The organism is Brevibacterium sp. HMSC24B04, assembly GCF_001806835.1.
In the GTDB taxonomy this organism is placed as follows: domain Bacteria; phylum Actinomycetota; class Actinomycetes; order Actinomycetales; family Brevibacteriaceae; genus Brevibacterium; species Brevibacterium ravenspurgense.
In genome coordinates this window covers 82,886-99,295 of the sequence record NZ_KV786068.1, presented here as the reverse complement: position 1 = coordinate 99,295, position 16,410 = coordinate 82,886, and the positions used below count along the sequence as shown (strand labels likewise).

Below are 16,410 nucleotides of genomic sequence, written 5' to 3'. Positions count from 1 at the left end.
GTTCGATACTGGAGGCATGTCCGTTCACGCCGTGCCCGCTGCACTCGCGCAGCTTCGCCGTCTGCCGGGCGTGAGCACTGCTCGCGACCTCGCGGACGCTAAGCCCGCGTTCCCCGTGGTCTCCGCTCTGCGCTCAGTGTTCCCCACTGGGCTGCCGCGCGGCGAGGTGACTGAGATCGTCGGTCCGCAGGCTCTGTCGCTGGCGCTGGCCGCCGTGGCTCGTCTGAGTGCGGAGGACCACTGGGCGGCCGCCGTGGGGGTGGGGGAGCCCGCTGTGCAGGCGATTGCCGACTACGGGGTTTCGCTCAGCCGCTTCGCCAGCGTTGAGGTCGACGCTCGTGACTGGCTGCGGGCAGTGTCGATTCTCGTGGAGTCCTTTTCCGCGATCATCGTCCGCCCGGGCTTTTCTCTCACACCCACCGAACAGGCGCGCCTACGAGCGAAAGTGCGCGAACGCAGCATGAGCCTCCTGGTGGTGGGCAGCAGCCGACAGCCGAAGGGAACCGCGGACCGCACGGTGTCTGTCTCCGCCCCGCGGTGGGTGGGCCTGGCCCAGGGCGCGGGAATGCTGAGCGAATGCGCCGTCACGGTCGACCACGGCCGTGAGCGCGTCCAGCTGCTGCTGCCCGGAGCATCCGGCCGCGCTGAAGAAAGGGGCATCCGCCTTGTCTGATGCTCACCGCGACACCGCTGCAGCCTCAACGGCCTCAACGGCCCAGAAGCAGCCGGCCGAGCCCGGCGGAACACTGCGCACACTCGTGCTCCACGTACCGGACTTCACCGCCGTCGCCCATGCCGAAGTCGCCGGCATTTCGCCGAGTACCCCGGCGGTTGTTCTGCACGCCGGGCGGGTCATCAGCGCAGACGCACAGGCCAGGGCCGCGGGCATCGCCGTGGGGCTGAACCGACGGGCAGTCGGCCACCGCTGCCCGCAGGCTGCCGTACTCAACTACAGCGAAGACACCGAACAGAGGCTCTTCGCCCGCAGTGTGGGAATCCTCGAAGACCGCATGGCGCGCTTCACCCTGCTGCGGCCGGGCACCATCGGCGTTCCCGTCAGCTCTTTCGCCCGCACCCACACGGAAGACACCGCTGCAGAAGAGCTGCTGACGGCACTGACCGACGCCACCGGCTGGGAAGTGTTGGCAGGCATTGCCGATTCACCGTTTGCGGCAGTTCTTGCATCCCACCGTTCCCACCGTGTTGAACCCGGAAGAACCGCAGAGTTCCTCGCGCCGCTGCCGGTCAGCACACTGGCAGAAGCCAACCCGGAGCGCTACGCGGACTTCACACAGCAGCTGGGCCGTCTGGGGCTGGGAACTCTGGGCGATCTCGCGGCACTGTCAGCTGACAGCGTTTATACGCGCTTCGGCTCTGTCGGTCAGACAGCCAGGCTGTTGGCGGCGGGGCTGACCGAATCTCTTCCAGCCACGCACCTTCGGACAGCCGATGTGACCGTCTCCTGTCCCATTGAACCGCCCACGGGCCGAACCGACGCACTGTCCTTCTATGCGCGCAGTGCTGCCGCAGACCTCTTCCGTCGTGTTCGCAGCACCGGGCTGGTGTGCACGCAGGTGACAGTCGTCCTCCACGCTTCCGGCGCAGAGGCCGAACAGCGCACGTGGCGACTGCCGGACATGGACGAATCGCACATCGCCGACCGCGTCCGCTGGCAGGCTGACGGCTGGCTGGCCACACGAGGTGGGGCTGCAGAACCGCAAGCCTCGACAGCTGCCAGCTCAACTGACACAGATGACGGCATCAGCCTCATCGAACTCACAGCGGCTGAACTCGTCCGACCGCTGGAAAACGCCGCGGACCTCTTCAGCACGCGTTCCGGGGACGTCAGCCGCACACTCGAACGCCTGCAGGGTCTCTTCGGCCCCGACGCTGTTCGCGTACCGCACGTGCAGGGCGGCCGTGAGCCCAGCGAAACAAACCTGTGGACCCCGTGGCAGCAGACACCTCGGCCGCTCAGGGACAGCCGGGCACCCTGGCCCGGTGCACTCCCGGCACCCCAGCCGACCCTCGTCGACACAGCTGACATCGACCTTCTTGACGCCCATGGCAGCACTGTCGTGGCCAGACCCTCCGGGCTGGACAGTCCACCGGACAGGATTGTGTGGCCGGGAGGGGAGCGCAGTCGTGTCATCGCCTACTCATCGGCCTGGCCGGTCGAAGCCGAATGGTGGGACCCACCGGGACAGTACCGGGTGCGCCTGCAGGTGCTGACCGACGATGACCGCGCCCTGTTGCTGAAAAAGGAAAACGGCCAGTGGTCAATAGCCGGCAGGTATGAATGAGCGGCTTCAACCCCCGCACACCGTGGTCAGAGCTCGAACGCCGCCTATCAGCCACAAAGCCCGACCCCGCGGACAGCAGTCCCGTCGGCGCCGGCTGGCCCAGCGCCTCGTCAGCCGAGCCCGCGCGGACCCAAGCCGCACCGGCCGTGCGCACGGCCCCACACTCCGTCCGCTATGCCGAACTGCACGCGCATTCGGTCTTCAGCTTCCTCGACGGGGCATCGCAGCCAGACGAACTGATAGCCGAGGCCGCCAGGGCAGGACTGAGCGCGATGGCGCTGACAGACCACAACAGCCTCGGCGGAGCAGTGCAGTTCGCCCAGGCGGCCCGCGAACACGAAGTCCCCACGGTGTTCGGCGCGGAACTGTCACTCGGATTGCGGGAAAAGATACCCGGCCAGATCGACCCCGAGGCTCACCACCTGCAGGTGCTCGCCGTCGGAGTCGAAGGCTACCGGCAGCTCTCAGCGGCGATCACCCGGGCGAATATGCGCGGCGAAAAGAACAGGCCGGTGTTCGAACTCGAAGAGCTCGCCGCTCTTGATGCCGACTGGAAGATCCTCACCGGCTGCCGGAAAGGGCACCTGGGCCGGGCACTCAATGACCCCGACGGGGGCGCTGCGGCGCTGCGGCGACTGGTCGACCTGTTCGGCCGCGATCGAGTGGTCGTCGAACTCACCCGCTTCGGACTTCCCGGCGACGATGCGCGCATAGCCCACCTGCAGGACCTCGCCGCTCGGTTCCGTCTGCCAGCGGCAGCCACAAACGCAGTGCACTACGCCGACCGCACAGGATTCCACGATGCGCAGGTGCGGGCCTCCATCCGCTCGCGCCTGCCGCTGTCTCAGTTGGCCGGATGGCTGCCTCCAACAGCCTCGGCCAGGATTCACACACCCGCCGAAATGCTGGCGCGCTTCGGCCAAGGCCCGGTCACCACTGCCGCCGCTATCGGCGAGGAATGCGCATTCGAGCTGCGCGCAGCACGCGCCGGACTGCCCAGCCCACCCGTACCAGCTGGGAGAACAGACGCCGAGCACCTGCGCGATCTGGTGATTCAAGGCGCCCGGAAACGGTACGGCAGTCCGGAACAGGCACCTCGGGCGTGGGAACAGATCCACAGTGAACTCGACGTCATCGACTCCATGGGACTGGCCGGGTACTTCCTCATAGTCGAAGACATTGCGCGGTTCTGCCGTGAGAACAACATCTTCTGCCAGGGGCGCGGCTCAGCGGCGAACTCGGCGGTGTGCTTTGTGCTCGGCGTAACAGCTGTTGACGCCGTCCAGTTCCAGCTGCTGTTCGATCGCTTCCTCAGTCCCGAACGTGCGGGCTACTCGGACATCGACCTCGACATCGAATCCAGCCGGCGCGAAGAGGTCATCCAATACACCTACCGCACATACGGGCGCGACCGTGCCGCACAGGTGGCCAACTACATCACCTACCGCCCCCGCTCTGCCATCCGCGATGCCGCGCACGCTCTGGGCTACAGCCCCGGCCAACAGGACGCCTTCACTAAGGGCGTCAGCCGCTGGCGAACCCTGCCTCCCGCAGACGAATCCCCGGCTCCGCCCCAAGTGCTCCAGCTTGCGGAGGGTCTGCTGGGCACACCGCGTCACCTGGGCATTCACTCCGGCGGCATGGTGCTCGCCGACCGCCCACTGGGTGAAGTCGTGCCCATCGAACAGGCCTCCATGCCCGGCCGCACCGTCCTGCAGTGGGACAAAGACGACTGCGCGGCAATGGACTTGGTGAAGTTCGATCTTCTGGGACTCGGCATGCTCGGGGCCCTGCACGAAATGGTCGACCTCGTCGCGCAGCACACCGGAGTGCGCATCGATCGGGCGCAGATACCCCAAGAGGACGGGGTCTACGACATGCTGTGCCGGGCTGATGCCCTGGGCGTGTTCCAAGTGGAGTCACGCGCTCAGCTGGCCACCCTGCCCAGACTCAAACCTCGCAACTTCTATGACCTCGCTGTGCAGGTGGCGCTCATCCGTCCCGGCCCCATCCAGGGCGGATCCGTGCACCCGTATATTCGCCGCAGGCAGGGCTTGGAGGACGTTGACTACATTCACCCCAGCACTCGGCCGGCGCTCGAGAAGACGCTCGGCGTTCCGCTGTTTCAGGAACAGCTCATGCAGCTGGCAATCGACGTTGCGGGTTTTTCGGGAACGGATGCCGATGAGCTGCGCCGCGCCATGGGCGCTTCCCGCAGTCAGCGGAAGATGCGCGAACTTCAGCAGCGCTTCCACTTCGGCTGTAAGCGGCGGGGAATCGACGAACAGACAGCGCAGGTCATCTTCGACAAGATCGCGGCGTTCGCCAACTACGGCTTTCCCGAATCCCACGCGCTGTCCTTTGCCGGTCTGGTCTATGAGTCCGCATGGTTCAAATACCGCCACCACGCGGCCTTCACAGCGGGGCTTCTGCGCAGTCAGCCGATGGGCTTCTATTCGTCACAGTCACTCATTTCCGACGCCCGGCGCCACGGCATTGCCATCCGTCCGGTGCACATCAACTCCTCTGGGGCGCGGACGGATCTCGAGGCGGATGCTGAGTCTTCCGGCGGGTTCGCCATCCGCTTGGGACTGGACGAAGTCAAGGGCGTTGCCGATGCTGCTTCTGCCCTAGAGCGGGAACGGCAGGCGGGGGAGTACACCTCAATCGTCGATGTCGCCGAACGCACCGGGGTGGGGGTGCGGGTCCTTGAGGCTCTTGCCACGGCCGGGGCTTTTGACTGTTTCGAGGTGGATCGCCGGCAGGCGCTGTGGACGGCGGGTGCTTTGGGGCGGGCGGGACCGCAGACGCTGCCGGGGACCGCACCGGCAGCTCAGCCGCCAACGCTGCCGGCTATGGATGACTTCGATGTCACGCTCGCGCAGCTGTTCTCCACCGGAATCACGGTCGAGGGCTATCCGACGGAGCGCCTGCGCGCACAGCTGACCGCTCGCGGCTGCTGGTCGACGGCGGACGTGCAGAACGCAGCCCAGGGCCAGCGGGTGACTGTCGCGGGAATTGTGACGCACCGCCAGCGGCCGAGCACCTCCCAGGGCATCACGTTCATCAACCTGGAAGACGAATTCGGCATGCTCAACATCGTCTGCACCCGCGGGCTCATCCGCCGTTTTTCACCGCACGCGCTGACCCGCAGCGCAATTGCCGTCACGGGGCTCATCCAGCGTGCGGGAAGCGTCATCAGCCTCTACGCCCACAGCATCGTGCCGTTAGAAGTCGACGTGCCTATCCGCTCCCGCGACTTCCAGTAGAGCCGCAGCTATGGGCAGAAAACAGCAGTTCTTCGCCCAGAAAATCAGCTTCATGACACGGGCAGACAAGTCTGTGACCGAATGTGACGAGCCGTGACGCAGACATGACGAGACCGCGGCGGTAGGCCGGAAACCGAACCTAGCGTGAGCATCAGCATCCCAGACCAAACCAGATCCGGGACAAGACTTAGGAGAATCCCTTGGCTGAACAGGCTTTTGAAACCCGCCAGATCCACGCCGGTCAGGTAGTGGACAGCGAAACCGGCGCACGCGCCCTGCCCATCTACCAGACCACCTCGTTCGTCTTCGACTCCACGAAGACCGCGGCAAACCGCTTTGCCCTTGCAGAGCTGGGCCCCATCTACAGCCGTCTGACCAACCCGACGGTTGAAGCTGTTGAGAACCGGATCGCTAGCCTCGAAGGCGGCGTCCACGCGGTTCTCGTATCCTCGGGCCAGTCGGCAGAGTTCCTGTCGCTCATCAACATCGTCGAGGCCGGCGACCACATCGTGTCCAGCCCCAGCCTCTACGGCGGCACCTACAACCTGCTCAACGTGACCCTGCGCAAGCTTGGCATCGAAACGACCTTCGTTGACGACCCCAGCGACATCGAAGCGTGGAAGCGCGCCGTGAAGCCCAACACGAAGGCATTCTTCGGCGAAACCATTTCGAACCCCCGTTCGGACGTGCTCGACATCCGTGCTGTTTCCGATGTCGCACACGAAGCCGGTGTGCCGCTCATCGTCGACAACACCCTTGCAACCCCCTACCTGCTGCGCCCCATCGAGCACGGTGCTGACGTTGTCGTCCACTCAGCAACCAAGTTCCTCGGCGGGCACGGCACGTCGATTGCCGGTGTCATCGTCGACTCCGGCAATTTCGACTACGGCAAGAACCCAGAGAAGTTCCCCGGCTTCAACGAACCGGACGACTCCTACAACGGTTTGGTGTTCGCCCGTGACCTTGGGGCTGACTCGCCATTCGGCGCGAACGTGTCCTACGGCCTGAAGATCCGCGTCCAGCTGCTGCGCGACCTCGGAAACTCGGCTTCGCCGTTCAACGCGTTCCTCCTGCAACAGGGTATTGAAACCCTGTCGTTGCGCATGGAGCGTCACGTAGAGAACGCCACGCGTGTCGCCCAGTGGCTCGAAGAGCGCGACGACGTGGAATCGGTCGCCTATGCGGGACTGGAGTCCTCACCGTGGTACGAACTGGGCAAGAAATACCTGCCCAACGGTGTCGGCGCGGTTCTTGGCTTCAACATCAAGGGAGGCTACGACGCAGCGGTGAAGTTCGTGGAGGCTCTCGAACTGCACAGCCACGTGGCGAACATCGGCGATGTCCGCTCGCTCGTCATCCACCCGGCTTCAACAACTCACGCCCAGCTGAGTGAAGAAGAGCAGCTCGCAGCGGGCGTCAACCCGGCATTTGTCCGCCTGTCGGTGGGCATTGAGGGCATCGAGGACATCCTCGCCGACCTCGAGAAGGGCTTTGCCGCAGCTCGCGGCTGATTCGCCATGACAGTCACCAGTGTGAACAGAGTTCTCGAGATCGACGACTTCGCCATTGAATCCGGCGTTCTCGATCACGTCAGCCTCGCATACGAAACATTCGGCACGCTCAACGCCGAGAAAACGAATGCGGTGATTGTCGAACATGCCCTCACCGGTGACTCCCACGTGACGTCCGGCCGCACGGATTCCCGTGTGGCCGGCGCTGCGCCCGGGTGGTGGGAGGAACTCGTCGGCCCGGGGCGACCTATTGACACCGACCGCTTCTTTGTCATCTGCACCAACGCTCTGGGCGGGTGCACAGGCACTACGGGCCCGCTGTCAACAGCACCTGACGGCCTGCCCTACGGCGGACGGTTCCCGCGGGTCAGCATCCGCGATATGGCCAGGCTGGAGCTGCTCCTGCTGGACCACTTGGGCATTGATCACCTGTACGCCGCGATCGGCGGTTCGATGGGCGGAGCACGTGCCCTGGAACTGGCTCTCGAAGCACCTGAGCGGGTGCAGCGGCTGACGGTTCTTGCCGCGCCCGCCTATTCGGAGGCCGACCAGATCGCCTGGGCTCACGCGCAGGTCGCGGCCATCACCATGGATCCTGACTACGCCGGTGGTGACTATGCCGCACTGGGCTCTGTGCCCGAAAAGGGTCTGGGGCTGGCCAGGCAGATCGCACACTTGACCTACCGCAGCGATGCGGAGCTCAATTCGCGTTTCGGCCGCAGCCTTCAGCACATCTCTGATGACCCTTATTACGCCGTGCAATCCTATTTGGACTACCACGGGGACAAGCTCGTGGGCCGCTTTGACGCTCAGGCGTACATTCTTCTGACGGAAGCGCTGCGCGACCACGATGTGCGCCGCGGGCGTGCTGACACGCTGGAGCAGGCCCTGTCGCGCTACACGGGTCAGGCCCTGATCCTGTCGCTGTCGACAGACAGGCTGTACCCGCCGCAGCAGGTGAAGCTCATTGCCGACAACCTGCCGGGGCAGGTTGAGTACGCCGAAATTCCTACGGACGTGGGCCACGACGGCTTCCTCACGGAAGCCCGCGCGGTCGGTGCGTACGTTTCGCGGTTCCTCGGCTGACGAGGCGGAGCAGCCTTTTCGGCTTCACTTTCAGGGGTGCTGAAGGTCGGTTCACTTCCACATAATGAAGTCTGAGGCCTGAGGCTCCGGATCGTACTGCGGAGGCGCTGTCATATCGAGACGCCAGTCGTTGGCGCTGTCATCCCAGACGAGCCGGTAGGTGAATGCACCCTTAGTGTCGTCTTTCGTCGCGTAGAGGGTCACTTCCGCGTTGGCTTCCGCGTAGCTTTCAATCCGAAACCCCTCGGGCTGCATGAATATGCCGTTCTCGCCCTGCAGCTTTTCGACTTCGGGTTGCTTCTTCGCTTCGGGCGAATCTGCTGCGGCCTCGATTTCCTTGCCAATGGAAAACGCGGCTGCAAGATTGGCTGCTGCGTAGGCCGCACCGGTTGGAGAATGGGCGAAGCACCGTGGCATCGCGCCGTCGTGGTGGAGCGGTCCGAATTCGTCTGAGTTAGGAAGCGTGAAAGGCGAATCGCCGTACGATTCCCACGTGGTGTTCGGCGCAGCGGTGGGACTGGCTTGGTCATCCGAAAGGCCCGCACAGTCGTTCCCCGTCTTCTGGGCCTGCGGCTTTCCCGTTGCTGTTATGGCGACAACGATGATCACGAGCAGTACGGCAAGCGCGAGCGCACCAACACCCCACGCCCACGGTTTGATTCTGCGGGTCTGTCGGATGCTGGTGTGCTCGGTGGCCATCGTTCTCCTCGTTGACGCAGCTCAGCTGTCGGTCGATTTTGCCTTCAGCTGTGCTTCTCGCTGCTGTTTGCGACGGTAGATGTCCTTTTCATCCCGCGGCATGTGCCCGCTGCGCTTGAGCTCAGCGTAGTAGTCCTGTGCTTCCTGCTGGCGGCGCTCTTCGGCTCCGTCGGCGATGGGACACCTGCGGTGTTCGGGGCCATAGCCGAATGCCGCAACGGCATCACCGGCATTGGCGGCGAGTTTGCGCACCAAACGGTTGATCGTCGGCTCGATCTGGCGGGCACGGTTCATGGACAGACGGCCGTTGGCAATGTGCCATCCGGCGTGCGCGTTGATCAGATCGAGGCCGTAGAGATCCCGAATGCGGCGCAGGAACTTCGCCTCTGCCGGGTTGTCCTTCGGATCGACGGAGTGCATGAGGTCATTGAGTGCGCGCCACTTGTGAAGCTCTATGAATGCGCGGGCCGTTTCGATGAGGTCATTCTGATGGTCGTTGAACAGTTCGGCGGCATCGGTCGAGTTCATCTTCTTCGCCGGCCGGAGGTTCGCAGCGAGTTCGGTCAGCGTCACCTCTGCTCGGGATGCCAGGAGCGCTTCCTGCAGGCGACCAGACCGGATGCGCTTTTCGTTCATCGCAGGGGTGAAGAGGTCCCCGATGGTCGAGCTGACATTGGCAATGCCGGAGCGGAAGAGTGTGCGCTCAGCCGCGTAGCTGCCGACGTAGCGGGCAATGCCGCCGACGTCGAGGTCGCGCATTTCGCTCGCGTAATCCGTCAGAAGGCGCTTGCCCACCAACTGAAGCAGCACCGTGTTGTCGCCTTCGAAGGTGGCGTACACGTCGAGGTCGTGGCGCAGCCCCACGAGGCGGTTTTCAGCCATGAAGCCTGCACCGCCGCAGGCCTCGCGTGCTTCCTGGATGATGTCGAGGGCTTCCCAGGTGGTTGTGGCCTTCAGCCCCGCGGCCAGCGTTTCAAGCTCCGCTCGGGCTTCTTCCGTGTCGTCCCGTCCGGAGAACACCGCGTCGAATTGGTCCAGAAGGCGCTCGTATGCTGCTTGGTTGGCCCAGATCTGTGCGAGCTTTGGCAAGAGTCGGCGCTGGTGACGGCGGTAGGAAAGCAGTGTGGATTCTTCCGCGGCGTCCGGTGATTGGAATTGGCGCCTGGCGAGTGCGTAGCGCACTGCGATGTCGGCGGCCAGTTTCGCCGCTGTATTGGAGGCCCCGACAAGTGAGACTCGTCCTTGCACCAGGGTTCCGAGCATCGTGAAGAAGCGCCGGCCGGGTGATTCGATGGGCGAGGAGTACTCGCCGTCTTCTGACACGCTTCCGTAGCGGTCCAGAAGGTGGGTGCGGGGAACGCGCACGTGGTCGAAGGCGAATCGGCCGTTGTCGACACCGGGAAGTCCGCCCTTATATCCGTCGTCTTCGATCGAGATGCCCGGCAGGGGGTTGCCGGATTCATCGCGTACGGGTACGAACAGCGCGTGTACGCCGTGATCAACACCGGCGGTGATGAGGCGGGCGAACACGACTGCCGCCTGTGCGTGGCAGGCCGCGTTGCCGATGTACTCCTTATACGCCGCGCGGAAGGGGGTGTTGATGACGAACTCCTGCGTTTCAGGGTCGTACTCGGCGGTCGTGGCGACCGCTGCGACATCGGAGCCGTGGCCGATTTCCGTCATCGCGAACGAGCCCAGAAGACGACCTTCTATCGCATCAAGCAGCCACGCATCGTGCTGTTCTTCATTGCCCAGGTGCTGAATCGCGCCTGCGAACAGGCCGATCTGCACACCCGCTTTGATCTGCAGGGAAGGGCTGACGGTGACGATCTCTTCGAACATCGTGATGTGCTGGTCGTGCTGGTTCTCGCCGCCGAGCCGCTCAGGCAGGGGAGTGCGCGCGATGCCCGTCTCAACCAGCTTCTGCAGGCTTTCACGTGTTGCTTCGCGCTTTTCCTCCAGCGTCCAGCTGTCTTCGAGCAGAAGGCCGTCGCCTCCTGCGAATGCACGGCCGGCGGCACGGGCTTCGGCGCGGGTGCCGTCCAGCAGAGCCGAGAGGACTTCAACGTCGAGTTTCAGGTGGTCTTTGCTGCTCATTATTCTCCTGGGAGGGTGCGGGCTGATGCATACAGCCAGTTGGTCAGCGTGGCGGCAAGATGATCGTGGGAGGGAAGGCTGTCAGCGGGCAGGCCAGCAGCGGGCTGTTCGGGGGCCTGGGCTAGCCAGTGCTGGGTCGCGGAGTGGATGAAGCCGAGCGCGCCGTAGGACCAAGCCAGTCCATCAGGTCCGGCCAAACGCAGCCGGCAGGCAATGAGCTCTGCAATGCCCTTCATAAAAGGGCTGTCAGGGCTTACCGCTATATCGCAGAAGCGGTAGACATTGGGGGATCCGGCTGCGAATTGGGCAAACGCAAAGACCATGTCGCGCAGTTCGCCTTGCGGGCTGCCCTGCCCGCCGGTGTCGAGGCTGCGCTCTATGCGGCCCAGAGCCCATTCGCCCATAGCGCGACGCAGGCCGGTGCGATCACCGAAGTAGCGGTAGAGAACAGTTTTCGAAGTGCCGATCTGAGCGGCGATGTCGTCCATTGACAGATCGCCGTGGGCATCGACCGCTTTGCGCGCCGATCGAAGCAGGTCAGCACGCCTGCGGGCGCGGTGAGCGTCCCATCGTGCTGCGCGGCCGTCGCGTCTCTGCGGTTCCATACGGCAACAGTATCAAGTACTGTTCGTATCAGATAACTCTTCAGGAGGTTCCCGTGTCACAGACCCCGGCCGCAATTCTCGGCGGCAACCGCATACCTTTCGCCCGCTCTAATCGTGAGTACGCCGAAGCTTGCGTGCAGGACATGCTCAGCTCAGCCATCGACGGACTCAGCGCCCGCTTCGGCCTTGCAGGAACGACCCTGGGGTCTGTTGCAGGCGGCGCTGTTCTGCGCCACTCGCGTGATCTCAACATCACGCGCGAGGCGGTGCTCGGCTCAGCTATCGCACCCCAGACTCCCGCTTTTGACCTGGGGCAGGCGTGCGCAACGGGTCTCGAATCCGTTGTCTCGATTGCCCAGAAGATCAAGGTGGGCCAGATCGAAGCCGGCATTGCATCGGGAGTTGACTCCGCCTCGGACGCTCCGATCGCAGTCAGCGAGGGCCTGCGCAGGGCACTTCTCGAAGCTTCCCGCGCACGCACCCTGCCCGCCCGCCTCAAAGCGCTGGCGAGCATTCGCCCCGCAGACCTCGCACCCTCCCCACCGAACAACACCGAACCGCGCACCGGACTGTCGATGGGTGAACACCAGGCCCGCACAACCGCAGCGTGGGGCATCAGCCGTGAAGACCAAGATGCGCTTGCAGCCGCCTCGCACAAAAACCTTGCCGCGGCGTGGGACCGCGGTTTCTTCGATGACCTCGTCACCCCGTACCTGGGACTTAAGCGCGATGGCAACCTGCGCCCCGATTCGACCCCGGAAGCTCTGGCAAAACTCGGCACCGTCTTCGGCCACAGCCTCGACACCCCGGCAACCATGACCGCGGGCAACTCGACACCGCTGACCGATGGCGCATCGTCGGTTCTTCTGGCCAGCCCAGACTGGGCTCAGGCGCACGGCTTCGAGCCGCTTGCCTACCTCAAGGACGCCGAAGTTGCGGCAGTTGACTTCGTCACCGGCGACGAGGGCCTGCTCATGGCACCCGCCTACGCCGTGCCGCGTCTGCTGGACCGCAACGGACTGACGTTCGCTGACTTCGACTTCTTTGAAATCCACGAGGCGTTCGCATCGACCGTTCTGTGTCACCTGGCCGCGTGGGAATCCGAAGAGTTCTGCCGTGAACGCCTGGGCCTGGATTCGCCACTGGGAGCGATTGAGCGCAGCAAGATCAACCCGAACGGATCGTCGCTGGCGGCGGGACACCCGTTCGCGGCAACCGGTGGACGGATTGTCGCTTCGGCGGCCAAACATCTGAAGGAAACCGGTGGTAAACGCGCACTCATCTCCATCTGCGCGGCCGGCGGTCAGGGACTCGCAGCAATCGTGGAGGCATGACATGGCTGATAAGTACATCGACATCGCAAACGGCCCGCTGGCCGGAATCGTCAAGAAGCTCGGATTGCCGTCACCGGTGAAGCTGCGTCGCTTCGATTCGGGTGCGGCCTATCTCAAAGAGCCGATTCTGCTGGTCGGGACAGGCAGTTCAGCAGACACGCTGGGACAGCTGCTGGAAGACAACGGCTTCCGCGTACATCGAATCTTTGACCCGGCCTACCGATACGGCGGAATCGTCGCCGACTACACGCAGATCGAGACACCAGCAGACCTTGCAGAGATCACGTTGGGAATTGGCTCTGCTCTGAGGCGAATGACCGCCTGCGCCCGGATCATCACGATTGCGCACGCCCCTGACAACAGCGCATCTGCAGAGCTCAACTCTGCACGCCAGGCCGTCGAGGGCATCACGCGTTCGCTGGCACACGAAATGCTGCGCGGCTCAACGACAAACGGCATTCAGCTGGACGGCGTCGGCCTCGATGCCCCGAGCGTCCGGGGCGCCCTGTGGTTCCTCCTGTCGTCGAAGTCGGCCTATGTGTCCGGTCAGTTCCTGCGCGTGAACTCGACAGCCGGTACGTCGATTGACGCCGAACAGTTCGCCGCCACCGGGAAGACCGGCCCCCTGGCAGGCAAGACGGCTGTTGTCACGGGTGCCGCCCGTGGCATTGGCGCAGCGATTGCGAAGACCCTCGCCCGCGACGGTGCCGACGTCGTCGGCGTTGATGTGCCTCCCGCTGGCGATGCTCTCGCAAAAACCATGAACTCGATCGGCGGGCGCGCCTGCGCACTCGATGTGACTGCTGAAGACGCCGGTGTGCGACTTGCTGAGGCTGTTGGCGCTCCCGTTGACATCCTCGTGCACAACGCCGGCATCACCCGCGACAAGCTGCTGGCCAATATGAATCAGCAGCAGTGGGATTCGGTTCTTGCGGTCAACCTCGAGTCCCAGCTGCGGATCAACTCGCAGCTGGCCGATGCGTGGGGGAGTGAACCGCACGTGGTGAGCCTCGCCTCGACATCGGGCATTGCCGGCAACCGCGGTCAGACGAACTACTCTGCGTCCAAGGCCGGTGTCATCGGCATTGCCGCTGCGTGCGCGGACGACTTCGCCGCTCGCGGCGGAAGCATCAACGCGGTGGCACCGGGCTTCATTGAAACCGATATGACCGCGGCGATGCCGTTCCTCACCCGCCAGGTGGCCAGGCGCCTGTCCAGCCTGCAGCAGGGCGGCCTTCCCGTCGATGTCGCTGAGGCCATTGCCTTCCTTTCAAGCCCCGCTGCTGGCGGCATCAACGGGCAGACGCTGCGCGTGTGCGGACAGAACATGGTCGGTGCGTGATGAGCGCTTCAATCTACGCGAAGGCCGCTCTGACTGCACTGCGTCGAGGGCCGCAGAAAGCAGCCGCACCCGCACGAACAGTGACCGAGGAACACCGCATCGACCCTGCCGAGTGGGCTCGTTTCCAGCGCGTCACGTCCGGGCCCGTTGGCAACAGCGTCAGCCCCGCCTACCTGCACACGCTAGGGTTCCTGCCCTCACTTGAGCTCATGGCTGACAGCCAGTTCCCTCTGCCGGTGCTCGGCATGGTCCACGTCTACAACCGCTTTGGGCTTCTCGAACCCGTGTGGGTGGGTGACGAACTGGCCGTGGAGACAGCCGTTTCTGCTCCCCGCCGGCACCCCAAGGGTGCCGTTGTGGACATCAAGGTCACAGGCCGCCGAGGTGGAGCCCCGGTCTTCGAAGAAACCTCGGTTTATCTGGCTAAGGGTGCGGAACTGATCGACGCTGATGAAGGCGAAGCAGTTCCGCGGATTGAGTGGGAGGCGGACAGCCTGCCGACAGCCCAGTGGAAGCTCGACCCTGCTATCGGCCGCAGCTATGCCGCGGTGTCAGGGGACCGCAACCCGATCCATCTCAGCGGTGTTGCCGCAAAGGCCTTCGGCTTCCCACGGCGCATTGCCCACGGAATGTACACGGCCGCGCGTGCGCTCAATGCGACTGATGTCGCAAGTGAAACATATGTGTGGGAGATTCAGTTCGCCAAGCCTCTTCTGCTGCCAAGCACGGTTGATTTCAGCCTGCAGCGGGCTGGAGAAAGCGTAACAACGGCTGTCACCCGCAAGTCCGATCGGGCGCCTCACGTGATCTCCAAAATCACCCCGCTGGGCGCGTGAATACACGGCGCAACCGGTGACGCACAGTCGATTTTGCATTCGCCTGACCAGGGTGTAGAGTGTTCTCTGTTGCCCAGCGCGGGTGGCGGAATTGGTAGACGCGCTAGCTTGAGGTGCTAGTGGCCACTTATACGGTCGTGGGGGTTCAAGTCCCCCTCCGCGCACAGTGTGAAGTCCCGGGACATCGTTCACTCGATGTCCCGGGGTTTTTTTGTGTGTGGGGCGGCTGATGTTTCGGGTCATCGTTCCCCGCTGTAGGTGCTGCACACCCCAAGCTGGAGCATGTGCCCTGACCTGCAGAACCCGCTGAAACGTGCGGGCTGTCTCTTGCTGCCGCGGCTGCTGGATGGCTGACTATTCCGCGTCTCCGCACCGTTAACGACTAATCCACGCTTGAGTCGCACGGAGACTCCCTTGAGCGACAGAAACTCCCGTTAGCAGTTGCTCCTAAGGCGCAGAATCCGGCTCAAGGGTGTCGGGCCGTCCGCATATGGGTGGGAACTATGTCGTGGGACATCCGCTGGCCGATTCTCAGCGGCAGGGGTGAACGATGTCGTGAAACCAGACACCCCTCCGCGCACAGCGAGACAAGGCCCGGAACCTAAGGTTCCGCGCCTTGTTCTTTGTGTCCCGTGTCCGGTGCCCCGCTGCGGAAACTCGCATCTTGCAGCGAAGCACCGACGCGGTTGATTCTTACGCGTTTATTTCAGCGCCCAGCGAATATCAACGGTGTCCGAGTGCTCACCCTCGGGGCGGTAGTAGCGGATGGCGGCCACTTCCGACTGGTCATCGGTGTCCAGAAGCGTCCAGCCGCGAACACATTCGCCCCAGCTCGTAGGGTTTTCCGGTTCAAGCACGGGTGATACGTCTTTGTTCCGTGTCCATTCAGTCGGATGGTTATAGTGACGGTTCTCCGTATCGATGGCAGACCAGTACTCGGTCATAACAGCGACCTCTGTGTCCTCCTTTCCGACGGGCGCCTCCTTGGCAATGCAGACTTCAACATCGGCAGCGCCGACTTTTTCGTCTACAGAGTCTGTCGTCACCCGATATTCGTAAACGGTGATCGACCCGCCGTCTTCCGTTCCGACGGTGTCGCCGATCGTCACTTTCTGCGGCCCTTTCGGAGCTTTCGAAGTTTCCTCCCCGGCTCCCGCCTGGTTTCCGCCTCCGGCCCCACAGGCCGTGAGCAGAAGAAGAGCAGCAGCGGCTGCCGGAATGAATGTACGTCGCATGTCGGCCCTCAGCTTTGCGGTGCTTTGCAGGTGTCTCGTCATGATAGGCGAGCTGACCAGCAACGACGGCCCTCACTGGCAGTAGTTACAAGC

The 16,410-nt window shown here is 63.8% G+C and carries 12 protein-coding genes and 1 tRNA gene; 9 read left to right on the top strand and 4 right to left on the bottom strand.

Annotation, left to right across the window (positions count from 1 at the left end):
- The first annotated feature begins 16 nt into the window (after nucleotides 1–16).
- The 5 genes from HMPREF3092_RS00460 (at nucleotide 17) to HMPREF3092_RS00440 (ending at nucleotide 8,169) form a co-directional block, all read left to right on the top strand.
- The gene (locus tag HMPREF3092_RS00460) at nucleotides 17–673 is read left to right on the top strand and encodes a hypothetical protein (protein WP_019175033.1); all 657 of its coding nucleotides are present in this window, start codon (nucleotides 17–19) and stop codon (nucleotides 671–673) included.
- Nucleotides 666–2,303 (top strand): Y-family DNA polymerase, encoded by a 1,638-nt coding sequence (locus HMPREF3092_RS00455; protein WP_070423464.1) that lies wholly within the window; start codon nucleotides 666–668, stop codon nucleotides 2,301–2,303. Before HMPREF3092_RS00460 ends, HMPREF3092_RS00455 begins: the two co-directional genes overlap by 8 nt.
- Complete coding sequence (locus HMPREF3092_RS00450; RefSeq protein ID WP_083274173.1) at nucleotides 2,300–5,572, top strand: error-prone DNA polymerase; 3,273 nt, start codon at nucleotides 2,300–2,302, stop codon at nucleotides 5,570–5,572. Before HMPREF3092_RS00455 ends, HMPREF3092_RS00450 begins: the two co-directional genes overlap by 4 nt.
- Before the next feature lie 200 nt (nucleotides 5,573–5,772).
- On the top strand, nucleotides 5,773–7,083 hold the full coding sequence (locus HMPREF3092_RS00445; RefSeq protein ID WP_070423463.1) for a bifunctional o-acetylhomoserine/o-acetylserine sulfhydrylase: 1,311 nt from the start codon (nucleotides 5,773–5,775) through the stop codon (nucleotides 7,081–7,083).
- 21 nt (nucleotides 7,084–7,104) lie between these two features.
- A complete protein-coding gene (locus HMPREF3092_RS00440; RefSeq protein WP_256174343.1) occupies nucleotides 7,105–8,169 on the top strand; it encodes a homoserine O-acetyltransferase MetX in 1,065 nt (354 codons plus the stop codon).
- 51 nt (nucleotides 8,170–8,220) lie between these two features.
- Here the strand turns inward: HMPREF3092_RS00440 and HMPREF3092_RS00435 are convergent, their stop codons facing one another.
- From HMPREF3092_RS00435 to HMPREF3092_RS00425, 3 genes are read right to left on the bottom strand one after another with little or no spacing between them, the layout of a single operon-like run.
- Nucleotides 8,221–8,868 (bottom strand): DUF8175 domain-containg protein, encoded by a 648-nt coding sequence (locus HMPREF3092_RS00435; protein ID WP_070423461.1) that lies wholly within the window; start codon nucleotides 8,866–8,868, stop codon nucleotides 8,221–8,223.
- A gap of 21 nt (nucleotides 8,869–8,889) precedes the next feature.
- Entirely contained in the window at nucleotides 8,890–10,965 is a 2,076-nt protein-coding gene (locus HMPREF3092_RS00430) for an acyl-CoA dehydrogenase family protein (protein WP_070423460.1), read from the bottom strand.
- A complete protein-coding gene (locus HMPREF3092_RS00425; protein ID WP_061942869.1) occupies nucleotides 10,965–11,570 on the bottom strand; it encodes a TetR/AcrR family transcriptional regulator in 606 nt (201 codons plus the stop codon). Before HMPREF3092_RS00425 ends, HMPREF3092_RS00430 begins: the two co-directional genes overlap by 1 nt.
- 53 nt (nucleotides 11,571–11,623) lie before the next feature.
- Here HMPREF3092_RS00425 and HMPREF3092_RS00420 point away from each other — a divergent pair, with 53 nt between their 5' ends.
- The 4 genes from HMPREF3092_RS00420 (at nucleotide 11,624) to HMPREF3092_RS00405 (ending at nucleotide 15,246) form a co-directional block, all read left to right on the top strand.
- Nucleotides 11,624–12,904, top strand: a complete 1,281-nt coding sequence (locus HMPREF3092_RS00420; RefSeq protein ID WP_070423459.1) for an acetyl-CoA C-acetyltransferase — start codon at nucleotides 11,624–11,626, stop codon at nucleotides 12,902–12,904.
- A gap of 1 nt (nucleotide 12,905) precedes the next feature.
- Nucleotides 12,906–14,246: a 3-oxoacyl-ACP reductase gene (locus tag HMPREF3092_RS00415; protein ID WP_070423458.1), complete on the top strand. Its 1,341-nt coding sequence runs from the start codon at nucleotides 12,906–12,908 to the stop codon at nucleotides 14,244–14,246.
- Nucleotides 14,246–15,082, top strand: coding sequence for a MaoC/PaaZ C-terminal domain-containing protein (locus tag HMPREF3092_RS00410; RefSeq protein WP_070423457.1), 837 nt, complete (start codon nucleotides 14,246–14,248; stop codon nucleotides 15,080–15,082). The genes HMPREF3092_RS00415 and HMPREF3092_RS00410 overlap by 1 nt, the downstream gene beginning before the upstream one ends.
- 76 nt (nucleotides 15,083–15,158) lie before the next feature.
- Nucleotides 15,159–15,246 (top strand) — tRNA-Leu (locus tag HMPREF3092_RS00405).
- Between the two features lie 537 nt (nucleotides 15,247–15,783).
- Here HMPREF3092_RS00405 and HMPREF3092_RS00400 read toward each other — a convergent pair.
- Nucleotides 15,784–16,317 carry a hypothetical protein gene (locus HMPREF3092_RS00400; RefSeq protein WP_070423456.1) on the bottom strand — a complete coding sequence of 178 codons (534 nt, stop codon included), beginning with the start codon at nucleotides 16,315–16,317 and terminating at the stop codon, nucleotides 15,784–15,786.
- Between the last annotated feature and the right edge of the window lie 93 nt (nucleotides 16,318–16,410).